Source organism: Caballeronia sordidicola, assembly GCF_002220365.1.
In the GTDB taxonomy this organism is placed as follows: Bacteria; Pseudomonadota; Gammaproteobacteria; order Burkholderiales; family Burkholderiaceae; genus Caballeronia; species Caballeronia sordidicola_C.
Genome location: NZ_MTHB01000023.1, coordinates 1 through 17,707, shown reverse-complemented (window position 1 = coordinate 17,707; position 17,707 = coordinate 1). Strand labels below are relative to the sequence as shown.

The 17,707-nt window shown below is 58.6% G+C and carries 13 protein-coding genes; 7 read left to right on the top strand and 6 right to left on the bottom strand.

Annotated elements, in window-relative coordinates:
• The first annotated feature begins 254 nt into the window (after nt 1–254).
• The 6 genes from sugE (at nt 255) to BSU04_RS02470 (ending at nt 8,218) form a co-directional block, all read left to right on the top strand.
• The gene (gene sugE, locus BSU04_RS02495) at nt 255–575 is read left to right on the top strand and encodes a quaternary ammonium compound efflux SMR transporter SugE (RefSeq protein ID WP_089159104.1); all 321 of its coding nucleotides are present in this window, start codon (nt 255–257) and stop codon (nt 573–575) included.
• Between the two features lie 449 nt (nt 576–1,024).
• Complete coding sequence (locus BSU04_RS02490; protein ID WP_089159103.1) at nt 1,025–1,663, top strand: DUF4126 domain-containing protein; 639 nt, start codon at nt 1,025–1,027, stop codon at nt 1,661–1,663.
• 98 nt (nt 1,664–1,761) lie between these two features.
• Nucleotides 1,762–4,275 (top strand): ABC transporter permease, encoded by a 2,514-nt coding sequence (locus BSU04_RS02485; protein WP_089159231.1) that lies wholly within the window; start codon nt 1,762–1,764, stop codon nt 4,273–4,275.
• A gap of 114 nt (nt 4,276–4,389) precedes the next feature.
• Entirely contained in the window at nt 4,390–4,794 is a 405-nt protein-coding gene (locus tag BSU04_RS02480; protein WP_089159102.1) for a group II truncated hemoglobin, read from the top strand.
• A gap of 832 nt (nt 4,795–5,626) precedes the next feature.
• On the top strand, nt 5,627–7,276 hold the full coding sequence (locus BSU04_RS02475) for a GMC family oxidoreductase (protein WP_089159101.1): 1,650 nt from the start codon (nt 5,627–5,629) through the stop codon (nt 7,274–7,276).
• 57 nt (nt 7,277–7,333) lie between these two features.
• Nucleotides 7,334–8,218 carry a sugar phosphate isomerase/epimerase family protein gene (locus BSU04_RS02470; RefSeq protein ID WP_218827220.1) on the top strand — a complete coding sequence of 295 codons (885 nt, stop codon included), beginning with the start codon at nt 7,334–7,336 and terminating at the stop codon, nt 8,216–8,218.
• 117 nt (nt 8,219–8,335) lie between these two features.
• On the opposite strand, the gene BSU04_RS02465 is transcribed toward BSU04_RS02470, so the two are convergent.
• Entirely contained in the window at nt 8,336–9,202 is an 867-nt protein-coding gene (locus BSU04_RS02465; RefSeq protein ID WP_089159100.1) for a sugar phosphate isomerase/epimerase family protein, read from the bottom strand.
• A 598-nt stretch (nt 9,203–9,800) separates the two neighbouring features.
• Between BSU04_RS02465 and BSU04_RS02460 the strand changes: the two genes are divergently transcribed.
• On the top strand, nt 9,801–10,076 hold the full coding sequence (locus tag BSU04_RS02460; RefSeq protein ID WP_089159099.1) for a hypothetical protein: 276 nt from the start codon (nt 9,801–9,803) through the stop codon (nt 10,074–10,076).
• A gap of 4 nt (nt 10,077–10,080) precedes the next feature.
• On the opposite strand, the gene BSU04_RS02455 is transcribed toward BSU04_RS02460, so the two are convergent.
• The 5 genes from BSU04_RS02455 to BSU04_RS02435 all read right to left on the bottom strand — a co-directional run bounded on the left by BSU04_RS02455 (nt 10,081) and on the right by BSU04_RS02435 (nt 17,441).
• On the bottom strand, nt 10,081–10,866 hold the full coding sequence (locus BSU04_RS02455) for an XRE family transcriptional regulator (RefSeq protein ID WP_256982035.1): 786 nt from the start codon (nt 10,864–10,866) through the stop codon (nt 10,081–10,083).
• A gap of 192 nt (nt 10,867–11,058) precedes the next feature.
• Nucleotides 11,059–12,204, bottom strand: coding sequence for a Gfo/Idh/MocA family protein (locus BSU04_RS02450; protein WP_089159097.1), 1,146 nt, complete (start codon nt 12,202–12,204; stop codon nt 11,059–11,061).
• A gap of 383 nt (nt 12,205–12,587) precedes the next feature.
• The gene (locus BSU04_RS02445) at nt 12,588–14,393 is read right to left on the bottom strand and encodes a thiamine pyrophosphate-binding protein (protein WP_218827219.1); all 1,806 of its coding nucleotides are present in this window, start codon (nt 14,391–14,393) and stop codon (nt 12,588–12,590) included.
• Between the two features lie 146 nt (nt 14,394–14,539).
• Nucleotides 14,540–16,066 carry a GMC family oxidoreductase gene (locus BSU04_RS02440; protein WP_089159096.1) on the bottom strand — a complete coding sequence of 509 codons (1,527 nt, stop codon included), beginning with the start codon at nt 16,064–16,066 and terminating at the stop codon, nt 14,540–14,542.
• A gap of 217 nt (nt 16,067–16,283) precedes the next feature.
• Nucleotides 16,284–17,441 carry an MFS transporter gene (locus tag BSU04_RS02435; RefSeq protein WP_144021104.1) on the bottom strand — a complete coding sequence of 386 codons (1,158 nt, stop codon included), beginning with the start codon at nt 17,439–17,441 and terminating at the stop codon, nt 16,284–16,286.
• Nucleotides 17,442–17,707: the final 266 nt, after the last annotated feature.

The following is a 17,707-nucleotide window of genomic DNA, read 5'->3' as shown; positions in this document are numbered from 1 at the left end:
GATGTCAGCGAGGCGGCCGCGGGTTATTTCAGCTTTTGATATTTCTTATATGGCAGCACGCAAAGCGGTGTAACAGGGCTGACCCGAGGGCTGACCCGAGTGCTGAAACCGGCTCGAATGCCGCTGGATGCCGTGGCCCGCGAGCGACTGTTTTGCACAACCGCTATAATTACACTTCTATTACATGCCGCAAGGACGACCCTGCGCGCGTCAGTCATATCGGGGACGGCCCCGTTTTTCGACGGGAGTTTCTTGTGTCTTGGTTTCTATTGCTGATCGCCGGCCTGCTTGAAGTGGCATGGGCCGCGGGTCTTAAAACCTCCGAAGGTTTCACACGGCTCTGGCCGTCGGTGTTCACGCTGGTCACAGCGGTTGGCAGCTTCGCGTTGCTGGCGCTGGCGATGCGCCAGTTGCCGCTGGGTACGGCTTACGCCGTGTGGACGGGTATCGGCGCGATCGGGGCGTTTGTGTTCGGGATTGTCATGCTGGGCGAAGCGCTGACGGTTGCGCGAGTCGCGAGTGCTGCACTGATCGTGGTTGGACTGATCGGATTGAAATTGTCGTCTGGGCATTGAATCCGATGGTCTAGCGCACTGCGGCGGCTTTTTGTCGCGGTCCGTCGCGGAGCATTAAAGGGATCGCAAAAATGACCGTTAAATAGTACAAGACGGAGTTCAACGCTGCCTGTGATGTGGTTTCCCGATTAAGGGCTGAATCAGGAGCGTTGGATGCTGAACACGTCGTTATATGTCGCAATGCATCAACACGCTGCGCGTGGCTATAATGACTTTCAGTTGTCTTGAAAAATTCACCGGATTCGGCAGCCTGAGCTTGGCCGCATGATTTGGCCGCATGAATCCGGACAGCGCCAGAATAAGGTGGGCCGGGTCAATACCGGGCCGTATCCATTTATCCCCAGCCCGTCGCCGGGCAGCTTGAGCGGCGGGTCAGGCATTCGTAGCCAGATGCGCCGGAATCTGCCCGGCGCTCGGGCGCGGGGCGAGCAGCGCGCAAGGAGACGGTCATGCTTGAAGCACTTTCGCTGGCAGCGGGTCTTTCGTGGGCCAGCGGGCTGCGACTGTACCTGACGGTGTTCGTCGCGGGGCTGTTCGAGCGCATGGGACTGGTTCACCTACCCGACACCCTCGCGGTGCTGGGTTCTCCGTGGGTGATCGGCGTGGCGGCAGCGCTCGCCGTGGTCGAGTTTTTCGCCGATAAAATCCCCGCCTTCGACTCCCTCTGGGATGCCATCCACACCTTTATTCGCATTCCGGCCGGCGCGGTGCTGGCCGTCGGCGCGTTCGGCCACGCCGATCCGGCACTTCTGACCGTGGCCGCGCTCGCCGGCGGTACGCTCGCGGGTGCCGCGCATTTGGCGAAAGCCGGCACGCGGGCACTCATCAATTTATCGCCGGAACCGGTGTCGAACTGGGTGGCATCGGCGACCGAGGATTTCGGCGCGTTGCTCGGTATCACCCTCGCGTTGTTCGTGCCGTTGCTGTGCCTCGTCCTGATCATCGCGTTCCTGTTGTGTGCCGGCTGGGCATTGCCGCGGCTCGTGAGAGGCGTGCGCGGTGGCTTTGGGCGGATGGCCAAGCACATGGTGCCCGTCAGCGCACGTGTGAATCCGGGCGTCGGCCGGTTCAGGAGCAAGCACGATTGAGTACGAGTAGCCTGGGCGGCGAGTTGAAGCAGGATTCGAAGCAGGATTCAAAGCAGCAAGGACTGAGCTTCACGCAGATCGCGCGCCAGTCGTTGCGAATGACCGCGCGCGACTGGCGCGCGGGCGAGTTGACCATGCTCATCCTGGCGCTTGTGCTGGCGGTTGCCGCGCTCGCGAGCGTCGGGTTTCTCGGCGACCGGATGCGCCAGGGGCTGGAACGGGATGCGCGGCAGATGATTGCTGCGGATTTTGTCGTGCGCGCCGATCATCCGGTCGATCCCGCATTCGCCGCAGAAGCGGCTCAACTCAAGCTTGAGACCGCGACCACCGCGATCTTTCCCAGCATGATCAGCGCGGGTGTTCCGGGAAATGCGTCCGTCGCGTCCGCCCCGCCTGTCGCCCGCCTTGCTGCGTTGAAGGCCGTTTCGCCTGGGTATCCGCTGCGCGGTGCGGTGAGTATTGCGACTGCGGTCGATCAGCCGGGCACTGCCACCACCTCTATTCCCGCACCCGGTACCGTCTGGGTCGACCCAGCATTGCTCGATGCGCTGAAAGTGCCCGTCGGCGCAACCGTGCGCGTCGGTACGCGCGCGTTCAAGGTAGCGGCGGTCATCACACGCGAACTCGACCGCGGTTTCTCGTTCGTCAGCTTTTCGCCGCGCCTGATGATGCGTGCCGATGAACTCGCGTCCACCGGCCTCGTCACGTTCGGCAGTCGCGTGACCTATCGGTTGCTGGTGGCGGGACCGGAGGCGCAGGTCAAGCAGTTCGCCACGTTCGCTCGCGCAAAAGTGGATGACGGCAAGCTGCGCGGCGTCGCGCTCGAATCGCTGCAGGACGGCCAGCCGCAAGTGCGTCAGACCATCGACCGAGCCAGTCATTTCCTCACGCTCGTCTCGCTGCTCACCGCGCTGCTCGCGGCGGTTGCCATCGCGATGGCCTCGCACCGCTTCGCGCGCCGCCATCTGGATGGCTGCGCCGCGATGCGCTGTCTCGGCGTGAGCCAGGGGACGTTGCGGTTTTTGTTCATCGGCGAATTTTTGATGGTCGGGCTGCTTGGCAGCGCGGTGGGTGTCGTGCTTGGCTTTGGCGGGCATCTGGTATTGCTTGACTGGCTGGGAACGCTCGTCGATGTCGAATTGCCGCCGCCCAGCGTCTGGCCCGCGCTGCAGGGGATTGCGACCGGACTGGTGCTGTTGCTTGGTTTCGCCGTGCCGCCGTTGCTGCCGCTGACACGCGTGCCCCCGATCCACGTCATTCGCCGGGAACTCGGCGACGCCGGCCGGGTAGCGTGGATCGCCTACGGCGTGGGCGTGCTGCTGTTCGCCGGTTTGCTCGTGCTCGCGGCGGGCGAATGGAAACTGGGCGGGATCGTAGCGGGCGGATTCGCGGGCGGTCTGGTGGTGTTTGGCGGCATTGCACGCGTGGCGCTGTGGGCGGCCGCGCGACTTGTGCGCAGCGAACGCGTGGGCGCGGGCGTGGGTTGGCGATACGCGCTGGCGTCGCTTGAGCGCCGCAGTGGCGCGAGCGCGCTGCAGATCACGGCGCTTGGCATCGGCCTGATGTGCCTGCTGCTCATTGCGATGACGCGCAGCGACCTGATCGCCGGCTGGCGGCAATCGACGCCGCCGGACGCGCCAAACGAATTTCTCATCGATGTCCAGCCCGACCAGCGCGCCGGCGTGACCGATTACCTCTCGCAACATGGCCAGGCAGACGCGGTGTTATCGCCCATGGTGCGGGGCCGCCTGATCGCCGTGAACGGCAAGGCGGTGAGTCCTGACAACTACAAAAAGGCCGACGCAAAGCGTCTGGTGGACCGCGAGTTCAACCTTTCGTACACAACCGAATTACCCAGCGATAACCGCGTGGTCGGCGGCGACTGGTACGGCACGGACGGTAAGGCGCAGGTATCGATAGAAGAGGGGCTTGCGAAGATCATCGACGTGAAGCTCGGCGATACGTTGCGTTTCGACGTAGCCAGCATGCAGGTCGAAGGGCCGGTCACGAGTCTGCGCAAGGTCGACTGGAATTCGTTCAAGGTGAACTTCTTCGTGCTGATGCCGCCGCCGTCCATCAGTGATTTGCCGGCCACGTTCATCACGAGTTTCCATTTGCCACCGGGACAGCAGGGTTTGATCGACGGCTTGATCAACAAGTATCCGAGCGTGACCGCCATTGATATCGCACCGATTCTCGCGCAGATCCAGCGCGTGCTGGAGCAGGTGATCGGCGCTGTGCAGTTCCTGTTCGTCTTCACATTAGCGGCGGGCGTGCTCGTGCTGTACGCGGCGCTGGCCGGTACGCGCGACGAGCGTGTGCACGAGTCCGCGTTGCTGCGCGCGCTCGGGGCGTCGCATAAGCAGGTGCGCTCGGTGCAGACCGCGGAGTTCGTGGCAGTGGGCGCATTGAGCGGGCTGATGGCGGCGCTCGGCGCGCAGGGAATTGGATGGGTGCTGGCGACGCACGTATTCGAATTTCACATCGATTTCAACCCGTGGCTCGTGCCGGCGGGCATCGTGGCGGGTGTCGTGTGTTCAGGCGTGGGCGGCTGGATGAGCCTTCGCCGCGTATTGTCTCGGCCTGCACTGCAATCGTTGCGGGATGCGTGATCGAGACCCGGCGATCGAGACCCGGCTCAAGCATAGCCGGGCGCGATCGGCTGCCCGCGACACGAACCCCGCAGCGCTCATTGCGCCATGTCCCGATAACCCTGAAGAAAACGCATGACTGAAGCAAATATTGAGCAAGCGCCGCAACCGACGGCATTTGAACTCGTTGGTGGCGAGGAGCGCGTGCGTGCACTCGTCGACCGGTTTTACGACCTGATGGATCTCGAACCGGAATTCGCGCCTTTACGCGCATTGCATCCCCCCACACTCGAGAATTCCCGCGATAAATTTTTCTGGTTCCTGTGCGGGTGGATGGGCGGACCGGACCATTACATCAGCCGCTTTGGGCATCCGCGCTTGCGTGCTCGCCATATGAACTTCGCGATTGCATCGCCGGAACGGGATCAATGGTTGCGTTGCATGGCGTGGGCCATGGAAGACGTTGGCCTCGACGCGCCCTTGCGCGAACGCCTTCTGACCTCCTTCTTCGATACCGCCGACTGGATGCGCAATCGCTGATTTCTCTGCATGCTGCGGCGATTGTATCGGCGCGTATCGGGTCAATGAGGCCGGTTTTGCGTTTGCCTGAACTGCGGCCAGCTTTACCTCCGCAAGCGCACGGATGAGGCCATCGTGCTGACCGGTGACGCGTCGAACTTAGCCAATGCCCTCTCGCACTGTGTTTTGCGGGTCAGTCAACTACCGATATGTTTGCACCTTTTCTGATATTGGTGAAAAGCACGCAAGCAATACCGACTGTTGTCACAATCGCAGTTGCGCCGAGCGCGGCAAAACCAATCCAAGTGGCTGGCAGAGCAGAATCCAATATGACGCACACGTCGATTGGACTCATATGTGGGTGCAAACTAAAGGGCATAAGTCTCTTATCCTCTGGTTGCCTTCAAGGCCTATGCAGGTAGCGTGTGGGAGGCATTGACGGTCAGAAGGCGAGAGTGCGACGTGCTGTCAACGTTCGACGTCAACGCGTTTCCGACGTGTTAAAAGCCTGGAAGCTTAAGCGTCGGCATTCAAAATTTTTTGGTCAACTTCGCACTTCCTTCATTTCCTGAAGCTGAGTGACGCGCTGTTGTTGAGAAATAGACGTTGAGTTAAAAACTGACGCACCTATGCGTCACTGTGCGTCGATAAGTGCGAGAGGTGCGAAATTGAACCCGGACATTTGATTGGGAATACTTATTAGACTATGCCGTAATCCGTCTGCGGCCGGTTGAATCAAGTCCTGATGAATCAAGTCCTGATTCTATTGAGTGTCCTTCCTAGATGGCCGTACCCCGTTGCCGCGATAAAAATCTTGTCGGGAACAGTCGCATCACAATCATTCAGATACAACATGAATAAGCTTCGGTCAGCGAGTGCAACTTATGTGGTCGTAGGTGGGGGAACTTCAGGCTGCGTCGTTGCGTCTCGCCTCTCCGAAGACCCGTCCGCGACGGTCATCCTTCTTGAGGAAGGTCCAAGGGATTCAAGCCCCTACATTCGCTTCCCCGGCACCTACTACAAGACCGCGCAAGGCGGGCTTCTAAAGCGATATCGTTGGGAGCCCGAAATTGGCTACGAGCGTGACGAGAACGACACCATGGCTCAAGCAAGTGTCCTCGGCGGCGGCAGCTCTGTCAATGGCATGGTCTATGTGCGAGGGAAACCGCAGGACTACGACAGTTGGGAAGCTGCCGGTGCCCATGGATGGGCATTCCGGGACGTGCTTCCCTATTTTCTGCGCGCAGAAAGCAATGCCGATTTCGCAAACGAATACCACGGCACGCGCGGCTCTGTCGGTATCAGCTTCCCTGCGAGCGTTCATCCGCTAACGCGAAAATGGCTGCAAGCTTGCCAGCAGTCCGGCCTTCAGTATGTTCATGACTTTAACGGTGGCGCCCAAGACGGCTGTGGCTTATACCAGGTCGCCGTCAAGGATGGGTTGCGCTCGAGTTCCGCAAGTGCGTATCTGCGACCGGCGGAGAAGCGCGGAAATCTCACGGTGCTGGTCGGAGCGAAAGTGCTTCGAATCCTGGTACAGAAGGACCGGGCTGTGGGCGTCGAATACACGGTTGACGGTGAGAAAGAGCAAGTCCTCGCGGACAGTGAAGTCATCGTATCGTCGGGGACCATCAATTCGCCCAAACTCTTGATGCTCTCAGGCATTGGTCATGCCGCACTGTTGGAGCGACATGGCATCGAAGTGCATGCCGACCTTCCCGGCGTAGGCAAGAATCTTCAGGACCACCTTGAGATGTCGTTGGTCTATCAAATGAAAGCGGGCGCGGACAGCTACGACAAGTTCAAAAAGCTGCACTGGAAAGCGTGGGCCGCATTGCAGTATGCCGTCGCACGCAGTGGTCCCATCGCGTCCAACCTCATCGAAGGCGGGGCGTTCTGTCGAGGGACGCAAACGGACCTGCCGCCTGACCTGCAGTATTTCTTTATAGTGGGCGCCGGTGTTGAGGAGGGCACGCTAAGTGTGCCGGGCGGAACGGGATGCACGCTGAACTTTGAGCATGTACAACCGCGTTCGCGAGGAGAGGTGTCGTTGCGCAGTGCGAACGCGGATGACCCGCCCCGGATTGTGCCCAATTACATGGTAGAGCAATACGATGTTGAGCGGCTGGCCGAAGGGTTTCTCATTGGTCAGGAAATCATGAGCCAACCTGCAATACAACCGTACATCGACCGCGAGCACTATCCGGGCCGGCAGTTCGCGAGCCGCACGGAACTGGGCGAATACCTTCGAAAGAACGCACGGGCGGCGCTTCACCCTGTCGGGACGTGTCGAATGGGCAGTGACCCACTCTGTGTAGTTGACCCCGAGTTGCGGGTTCGAGGGATTGCGAACCTTAGAGTCGCCGATGCGTCGGTGATGCCCCGCATTCCGTCGGGCAATACAAACGCCGCTTGCACGATGATTGGCGAGAGGGCGTCGGACATCATCCGCGGTAGAAGTCTTGCTAGTCCAAAGTCGGCGCTGACCGAGCGCCAAGGCTAGTCGCAATGGCTCGAATGGGTGTGCTTCCTCAAGCCACCGTATCTATGGGAGTCAAAGGTGTTCCTTGATAAGAACCGCATCACGTTCAATACCACCGTCGCGAAGCATTCGACGTTGGTGATGGAACTTGATATCGCACGACGCGCCGGTTACACGGCGGTAGAAATAACGCAGGACAAGGTACGGAAATATCTCGATGCGGGTTATTCGGTCGATGACCTGCGCCGTGAGCTCGACGGCCTTATGGTCCACGGAATCGGTGCGCTTGTCGACATCGAACGGCAGGGCACCGCTGAGAAGGAACTCTCTCGGGAGGCGGATAAGCTCTTCATGTTGGCGTCCGCCATTGGGGCTAAGGGCGTCCAGATTGTCACAGGGCCGTTGGACGTTCAGGCGGTCATTGATTTCAAGGCGAACGGGTATTCGAAGCGTTACACGGGCCTCCTTCAGCATTCTCACGATGATCAGGTGAGGTTGACCGTGAAGAGCCTCGCCGCAATTGCTGGCCGCGCTCGTGACTATGGCTTGACCGTGTATCTTGAGGCGCTTTCATGGACTCCGCTCAGTTCGCTGGAGCAGCAAGTAGATATCGTACGGCGAGCCGGTTGCGATAACTTGAAGCTTGTTATTGACTTCTGGCATTGCTACACGTCGGGAGCAACGCCACAACATCTGTCGAAGGTTGACCGGGATTACATCTATGGCGTGCATGTGTGCGATTCCTTACCCCATTTGGATGGCGTACCGCTGGAGCCAATCTTGCGGGATGTGCGAACAGGAAGCGGGGTGTTGAACCTGCGAGATTGGACAGACGCCGTGAAGGCGACGGGTTTTGACGGCTGGTGGTGCAGCGAGACATTCTGCAAGAAGCAGCAGCAAGGCAACAGCTATGCAGTGGCAAAGGAATTGAAGCGGCAACTTGAAACGCTGGTCTTCAGTTGATCTATCGGAAGAAGCATCGGAAGAAGCCCGTGGCAGCATTACACAGGCTTCATTCATTTACCCTATGCGCTTGGTCACGACGAATCTGTGAAAACGATATCGCACCGCGCGCGTATATCAAGCCGGATTGAACTGGGCAATGGTCGTATCGAAGGCGTGCTTGGCGCGTACGTCGACGGGTGCTTTGCGAAGGAAGTCCGAGAGAATTTCCACCCCCCAATACTTTTGGTGAAATCCGGCTGCTTTCACGGCATCGATGAAGGATGGGCAGTTGAATTCGCCCTCACCACATGCTTTGCGGTGATACACCGAGTCGTGCATCAACGTGCCGATTGCGCTTGTCTTAGCGTCGTTGAGCTCAACGCCCTTGATAAAGTTGGCAGGGACTGCGGCAACATCTTCATAGGTAGTGCCGCTACGGACTACGTGCCAGATATCAATGATCAGGCCAGCATTTTCCCGGTTACTGTCTTGTACGATAGGAAGTGCGTCTGCGAGACTTGCAACCTTGCAAAAAGGCATGAATTCAAGTCCAACCGTTGCGTTTATCGTGCCGAAGTCGTCGCAGAGCTTCCCGAACTCGTCGGCCATCTGACTGTAATTCGTGGGAGAGAGGTCAAGGTGGCTGACTCCAACCTTTAGATTGCACATTCCCAATTCGCCACCGAACTCCAGGAATTCTCGACGTGCGCGGTCAGATGCTTTGCGACGGTCGTCGGTCGTGTACCAGTCCATCAGGATTTCGAGTTCGAAGAATTCGAGGCCGTTGTCTTTCAGAATGCGTCGAACTCCGGGCGCACCGTATTTCTGTACGCTATAGCGACAATCGTCGAGGCTTAACCCAATGCCCTTCCAGCCAGCGTTGGAAGCGGCTTCAGCGCGCACAGCGAGGCTATCCGGGCTAATCCATTCTGCATCGTCGGGGTTTGTGTTGCCCGCAATTGTCCAGAATGCTGCGAGCAATTTTGTGTCTTTGCGGGTCATTTCATTCAAACCTTGAAGGTAGTTTCATTCTATCAACCGCCGAGCCCCAGGCTTTCTAGACGGGTTCCGTTATGTCACGGAAGCGGGCGAAGCGCTTGCGCTTAAGCCGGGCTATGGCGAGTGTCCTTGCATTTGCGAGGACTCAATCATCGAGCTTCCCAATATGGAGGCCAAAGCGGCTAAGGGTGACCGCTTCAACACCCAACGGAATGTTGCGCGTCAGATAGGCGGTCAGGGTAAGCACCGTTGCAGCAATCAAAAGCCGTCTCACGTTTCGTATGCTGATCGTACCGTTTTGGCTTCGCGGCCGCTGCGGATGTGGTTTTGATGTTCGTCCCTTGCTTCCCCCAGTATTTGACTTCAAAATTCCTGCCGCAACTTCGCAAGCGGTCGCGCAGTGACGCAAACTGGCGCAGGACAACTGCTTCGACGGGTGAGCTGTCATTGACCGGGTAAGCCACGGGTAAGCCAGGTATAAGCCACAGAAGAGCCGCGTCAATCCGCGCAAGTCTGCGAGGTATTGCGAAGTTGATTGGCGAGTGTCAGCGGAGGAGACTCTTTCTCACCTTGCCACAGTCCTGCACTCAGGAGAAGAGAAATGGATCCCTTGCCTCTTGCCGGTAACTTGTCGCTCTATGCGTTGTTCAGGCAGGCTATGCCGGAGACGATGCTTGGCGCATTCGTCGCGATTGTTGCTATCGGGCTGTTTCTTTCGCTGGTGGCTATTTGGCTCTGGTTCTGGCGGCCGGACGAGTATCCGGCGAGTGCCATGGAAAAATTTCGGGATACTACGGATCTTACAATCGCCGAATCTAACAGCTCTGTGGTCGACACACGAGTAACCGAAGCAACTAGCCATCCCGCTGGCCGGTGAGTGCTCAGCCTTCGCCGCCCCATAGGATTGTCGAATTGTCACCCGCCATGTATTCCCGAACTTCCAATGGGAGCGACGAATCACTAGGCAAAAGAACCGTCGCGTTTTGCAAATGCTTCTTTTTGATTTTGCCTTTGTCGCAGAAACCAAAAGCGAGTCTCGTCGAAAACGGCTGCCGGTACGAGGATGAGGCTACCCCGGAAACCAGGCCGTACAAGTAGCGGATAGGTCGACGGTGCTGGGGCGTCAATATCGAGAAGGTGAGCTCGTTTTGCTGCTGACCTTCGAAGTCGACCATGAAAATCCGGTCCCCAATCAGGAAGCAGAAACCGTAGTACGTGAACGAATAGCCCGTTTTTCCGCTCCCGTCCAGCAGCGGGAATCGTTCTACCGTGACGTGCTGGATTGTCGACTCGGCCTCGTAGATGCACGTGACTGACCGAAGAATGCGCCCTTTATAGATGGACGAGTTGTGGTAACGATAGTAAACGCCTAGATAATCGCGCAGAGGTTCGACTGACGATTTTGCAAATGGCAGAAAAGTGGCGAACTGTGACGACGAGCGAAGTCCCATCGGCAATTCGCTTTCGAAACCTTCGTAGAATTGTTTGAAGTCGGCTGGCTGACGGTAAAGGTCAGGGACCTCCATCATGAAGTGCCGCGATATCTTTTGAAGCACCTTGTGCGAGGGTGCATGCTGACCGGCAAGGTATTTGTTGAACTGTTGCCGGTTGATGTCGAGGCTACGGCATAGACCGGCAACTGAGCTGCATGACTCGACGAGTAGCACTAGGTTCTTCTGGAGATTGGTGCGGTCTTGCGGTCGGTCCATAAGCTTGGCGGCAATCTAGAGTGGAGGGGGCACCATCAGGGTGGCGTGCGGCGTTCACACCCCAACATATCCAATCGTAGAGTGCACCGCAAGGTGCTCGTCAAAACGGGGCCGCGAACATGGGCGGCGGGGTGAAATCTGGCCGGCCGGCTAGCGAATAGTCACTTTCGAACCGCTGCCTGCATGGCTGCGAAGCGCTGCCTCCACGAAGCGCATGCCTTCAACGCCGTCGTTGACGTCTGTCAGCCAAGCGCTGGCAGCCGGAATAGGGCTATTTTCAAGCTTGGCTGCAATTTGAAGGGCCGCGTCCCGGTAAAGCTGTGCAAATGCCTCGAAAAATCCCTCGGGATGACCCGCGGGAAAGCGGGCCGCATGGTCCGCAGCGGGGCTATGGGCGCGTCCCTTTGTCAGTCGCACGGTATTTCCATTGAGCGGCGTGTGCCAGAGGAAGTCAGGATGCTCCTGGTCGAATGCGATGGAGCCCTTCGTCCCATATACGCGCAGGCGCAAAGCGTTTCCCTCGCCAGCGGCAATCTGGCTGGCAATCAGGTTGCCGCGCGCGCCGGATTCATAGAAGAGCGTGGCTTGCACATGGTCGTCAACCCGGCGACCCGGCACCATGGAGACAACGTCAGCTGACAATTTGTCAGGAAGCATGCCGGTCACGAAGCTTGCCAAATGATACGCGTGGGTTCCAATATCGCCGAGGCAACCCCCTGCGCCCGTGCGAGTCGGGTCCGTACGCCACTCGGCTTGTCGGTTGCCCTGCAGCTCAACCGGCTCTGTAAGCCAATCTTGAACATACTCCACAGCGATGAATCGGACATCGCCCAGTTCTCCCGCCGCTGCGAGTTCCTTCGCGTGGCGCGTCATCGGATATCCCGAGTAGGTGTATGTGACGGCGAGAAGCTTGTCTTGACGTTGAGCCAGGTCGCGCATTTCGATGGCTTCGGCCAACGACAGCGCGAGTGGCTTATCACAAATCACGTGGATTCCTGCCTCGAGGAACGCCTTCGCGACGGGAGCGTGCAGATGATTCGGGGTAACAATAGCAACCGCGTCGATACCGTCAGGACGCTGAGCTTCCGCTGCCGCCATGTCACGGTAATCCGTATAAATGCGCGACGGGTCGAGCAAGAGCGCGCGACCGCTCTCCAGGGCTCTTTTTTCGTCTGATGACAAAGCGCCGGCGACGAACTCGTAACAATCATCGAGCCGTGCTGCGAGCCGATGCACCCAACCAATGTAGCCACCCTGGCCACCGCCCACCATCCCAAGTCGTAGTCGACGATTCATTTCATCCCTCAACAATAAGAATTCAAGGAGCTAGCAAAGCAACGGCACACGCTGCGTGGGACAGATGTCCCCTTTAGACGGTAGTTGGCCTATCTTGCTAGAACGACATGCACGCGATGAACTGTCGGCCGCGCCGGCGCCATCGATATAGCTTCCAATTTAAAACTGGCAGGCAAGGGCGGAAACGACATGATTTGCCGCGCGAAAGAACCGTGAGGTGAAGCACCCGCAAGCTACCCGGGATTCTCAAGTCGCTTGGCGGACATCGACATTAAGAACAGGAGGCTTCAGCTCCTCGAATCGGAACTGTGCGTCCGTGAGTGAGAGGTGCGAAAACGGCGTGTCCATTCCGCACCCTCTCTTATCCGCGGGCTGACGAGCTATCAGAAGCCGCGACCTTCTACGTATTTATCGCGGAGTTCGCCGAGGTAGGCTGGAACCGTGATGTCCCACCAGCCGGTCGGATGCATGTTGCTATAAGGCCGCTCAATCGCACAAATCGCTTCGACCACATACGGCTTGCCCGACTGAATCGCGCGCTGCAAGGCGGCGCCGATTTGACGCGGATCCTCCACACGTTCGCCTTCGGCGCCAAGTGATTTCGCAAAGTTGGTGATGTGGGCCGACCACGGTGCGCCATCCGGCGTCTTGAAGCCGGTGATGATTTCACGGTCTTCGCCGAACATGTTGAGCTGCAGGTTACGGATAGCGCCCCAGCCGCCATTGTTGATGATGAGGAACACCGCCGGGATGCCCATCATGACAGCCGTCGCCAGCTCTTGACCCGTTTGCAGGAAAGCACCGTCGCCGCACACCGCGACTACTGGCTGGTTCGGTGCACCCAGCTTTGCACCAATCGCTGCAGGCAGCGCGAAGCCGATGCCCGAGAATCCACCCGGCGTGATGTGTTGCTTCGCACCGTACACCGGGAACTCGTTGAACACCTGGTTTTGCGGGTTGCTTGAATCCGTGACGACGATCGTGTTGCGCGGCAGCACTTTGCGGGCTTCAAACAGAACCTGCGAGATGGTCATTGGCGAGTGGTTACATTCGCGCAACGGACGCAGGTGCTCCAGCCATTCCGCCTTGAGTCCCTGAAGGCGTTTGAATTGTGGCGCGTTCTGGTAGTCGCGCGGCTTGGCGAGGTCGCGCATTTCATCGAGCAGCGCGGACAGAATGGCCTTCGCGTCACCGACGATGCCAACTTCGGCTGGGTAGTTTTTGCCAATTTCAAAGCCGTCGATGTCAACCTGGATAAGCTTCGTCTTCGGAATGTCGAAGGTAACGCCTGGGCGGTACGACGACGTGATGCGGTCACTGAAGCGGCAGCCAATGGACAGGATGACGTCGGCTTCACGTGTCATCGCGTTGCCGGGAATGGAGCCAAGGTCGCCGCAAGGCCACGCGTACAGCGGATGGTCTTCCGAGATGGAGCCTTTGCCCATGAACGAGGTCGTGACCGCTGCGCCAACGTGTTCAGCGATAGCAACGAGAAGTTCGGTCGCTTCGGCTGCAATCACGCCGCCGCCTGCGAGGATGACGGGACGCTCGGCGGACAGCAGCAGCTTCGCGGCCTTGCTGACGTCAACCGGGTCGCCATGCAGGCGCCCGTGCGAGCGGTGGGTCTGCGGCGCCGGCAGTTCAACGAAAGCCGATTCAGCCTGCAGGTCTTGCGGCAGATTGATGAGCGCGGGACCACGACGGCCTTCGAGCATGACGTTGAATGCTTGCGTCATCACGCCAGGGATTTGCGCGACATGGCTCGGCTGCCACCAGCGCTTGACGACCGGTTCAGCCATGCGCGGGAAGTTATCGCCATGCGGGCGGTCGATTTCCTGCAGCACGCCTTTGCCGGTCATGTAGGTGTGAACGCCACCGGTAATCAGCAACTGCGGAAACGAGTCAGCGAACGCGGTTGCAACGCCCGTGAGCGTGTTCGTGGCACCCGGTCCAATCGACGAACACACTGCCGCAATTTGGCCGGTCGCACGATAGTAGCCGTCGGCCATGTGCGAGGCGCCTTGCTCGTGCATGGCCGGGACGAGGGTGATCTCCTTCTGACGGTCCACGAACGCATCGAGCAGGGCCGTATTGCCGTGCCCCGGGATGCCGAACGTGTAAGGCACCTTTTCGCGGATGAGATACTCGACGACGATTTGACCGCCGGTCATTTCTTTCTTTTCAGCCATTTAATCGCTCCTTTGCATGGCAATTTGATACAGATGCGCGCGTTTCCGCAACACAGTTTACGTTTTATGTTTTTCGGCGAAATCTCGGTTGAATCTCGGCTAACCAAGCCTGGCTAGCCTGCGTACCCGACACCTCTTGAGGCGCGTCATGCGGCGTGTTGTGAGATCGTTCGAAAGTCTTCTTTGAGCATGTGGTCGGCTGCGCGCAGAGCCTGCGCTACGATGGTCAGCGCGGGGTTTACCGCGGCAGACGACGGCATGAATGAAGCGTCAATGACGAAAAGGTTTTCGTGTTGATGGCTGCGGCAGTGTGCGTTGATGGCGCTAGTAGCGGGGTCGACGCCAAATTTGACGGTGCCACACTGGTGCGATGTCGAGTGACGAATCAGTGGCTTCACCAGAACAATGGGATACCCTGCTTTCTTCAAAAGCGACGTCAGTTTCTCAACGAGGCGATGGTGGGGCTTCAGATTGTTTCGCTTGATCGCGAGCTGGACCTTTCCGTCACGAAGAACGATACGGTTCTCCGGATCGGGTAAGTCTTCTGAGAAGGCAATCCAGTCCATGCTGTGCCGAGCCATTGTCGACCCAACCGCTTTAGGCAGGAATGGCACGTTTGCGGAGAGCATGCCGCCTTGAAGTTTGCCGAGCATCTGGGCGTGCCCGAGAGGGAAGCGGTATTCGCCGTCACCAAAGTAAAACTGATTAAGCGCGAGCGTCTTCTGGAAGACCGTATCGTTTGTCTCGAACGACAAACCCATCAATGCGGTCTGGTTGTGTGCCATGTAGTTGCGGCCAACTACACCGGAGCCATTTGCGACGCCCTTGGGCGCGGTATCGCAGGCGGAGCGCAGCAGCAGCGCTGTGCTGTTGATTGCCCCGCACGATACGACGACAACCCCTGCGCGCAGAACCTCAACGTGTCCGTCGCGCATGACCTCCACCGCCTCGACACGTTTGCCATCGGCGCCAAGTACAAGCCGTTGGACATAACAATTCGTGAGGATGTTTACGCGACCCGTCGCGAGAGCGGGTTGAATCAGGGCTGTTTCCGCGTCGTACTTGGCACCCAGCTTGCACGGAAATCCATCGCACGTCTTGCAGCGGATACATTGACCCTTCGGGCCATAGTCGATGGCTTCCGGAAGTGCAGACGTGCTCGCTCCATGACGACGCATTGTGTCGGCCATCCGCTGAACGAGCGGCTCGGATGTGAGCTTTGGTGAGGGATAGGGTTTGCTGCGCCACGGTGCGCTGGGGTCGCCGTTGTCATCCCCATGAACGTCAAAGAGGGATTCGGCTTCGCAGTAGTACGGTTCCATGTCGGCGTAGCTGATAGGCCACGCCGGTGAAATACCTTCCTCGTGTTCGAGCAAGCCAAAGTCTTTTTCGCGGAAGCGAATCATGCTGCCGCCATAGAATTTGGTGCAGCCGCCAACGTTGTAGTAAATGTTGGGGCGGAACTCATTGCCTTGCCCGTCCAGCCAAGTGTCGTGGGCGGTGTATTTCTTCTCGTGGAATACGGACGCGACGCTCCAATTGTCTGCTTCGCGCGGAACCCAGTCGCCCCGCTCGAGCACCAGAACGTTCACCCCGTTTTCGGCGAGGCGGCGCGCAACAGTGCCGCCGCCGACTCCGCTGCCGATTACGATGACGTCGTGATTTTTTTGCATGATGACTTCGCGTATGTAGGGTCTGGCAGTTAGAACTGCTTCACTCCGTCGCGGATTGAGCAGATGTCGCCAGTATTTGCGTCCATTAAATTACGCTCAATTTCGCAACCACATTGAAACTGACGCAATCTGACGCAGTAGCGTGTAATGGTTTCGCCTTGGAGCGCGTTTTGCCCGCAGAAGCGCGTCGCGACGCTCAAGCCCGTGCGTCAGTGCGCTAGTGCTTGGGGACAATGTTTGCGGCGAGGCAAACCAGTACAAGCAGGACTGCGAGAAGTCCGAACGCCGCAGGCAAACCGACGCCGTGGGCGATAAAGCCGATGGCTGCAGGTCCAGTCAACGTACCCGCGTATCCGAGCGTCGCTGTCGCCGCGATGGCATGTTGCGACGACATGGATTTGTTGGCACCTGCAGCGGAGTAGAGAATCGGAACGATATTGGCGCAGCCAATGCCCATAAGCGCGAAGCCGGCAATGGTGAGGGTCGCATCAGGCGCGAAAACCGCCAGAGCAACGCCCGAGGCGCCGAGGGCGCTTCCTATGCGTACCACGCGTCGCGCGCCCAGCGTGGCAGCGATCCGGTCACCCGTGAGTCTCATCGCCGTCATGGTGCCGGCGAAGACCGCGTATCCCATTCCGGACTGCACTGCCGGCATCGCCTTGGAGCCGGACAGCAGGAGGGCACTCCAATCGAGCATCGCGCCTTCGACCAAAAGCAGCATGAGGCACATGCTTCCGAGCAGCAGCACACTCCCGCGCGGGAGGACAAGTGAGGAGCCCCGTGCTTGGGTCTTGTCGCTCAGGAAATGCCGCCCGAACAGGGCGAGCGCAATGACGAGTGCAGATGCGGCTGCCATCGCCGTAGCGGCTGGCGTAACGCCCGTTGACAGAGCGGTGGCAGCACTCCCGGAGCCTGCAAGGCCACCAATACTGTAGAGCGCGTGAAAGCCGGACATCATGCGCCGTCCTGAACGCTGTTCGACAGCGGTGGCGTGAACGTTCATTGCAACGTCCATTGTTCCAATTGCGCCGCCAAATACTGCCAGTACCATCCCGGTGAGGTAGAGATCGTCCACGGAGCCCAACAAACTGAGCGTTGTCGCGGCTACTACCATTGATGAATTGATGACGCGCCGACAGCCGAACTTGGAGACGAGGCCTCCACAGCTGAGCATCGCGAGGATTGAGCCGACACCCAGGCAAAGAAGAAGGCAACCCAAAGTTGCCTCGTTGATTGCAAGCCGATTTTTGACGAAGGGTACCAGTGGTGCCCAAGCCGCGACTGCGAAACCTGCCGCGAAGAATGCGCCTCTGGTTGCATGTTGTTGCCAAGATGTTACAGGAGTACCTGAATTGGCGAGACTGCAGGATGTCATCGACTCGCGTTCCTGTGTAGAGAGATTCGTGCGATTGATTCGGGAAACAATTAGTCGACGCGGCCGGCCGCAGAAATCTACGAATGCTTCTCGAAGACGACGTCAATCGCTATAAACTGTGTACTACTAGCTAAGTGAACATCAATCTAGGTGAAGATGAAAACGCCGCATGCGAGGACACCGCATGCGGCGATAAAAGCGCGAGTTAGAAGCGCGAGTTAGAAGCGCGAGTTAGAAGCGCGAGTTAGAAGCGCGAGTTAGAAGCG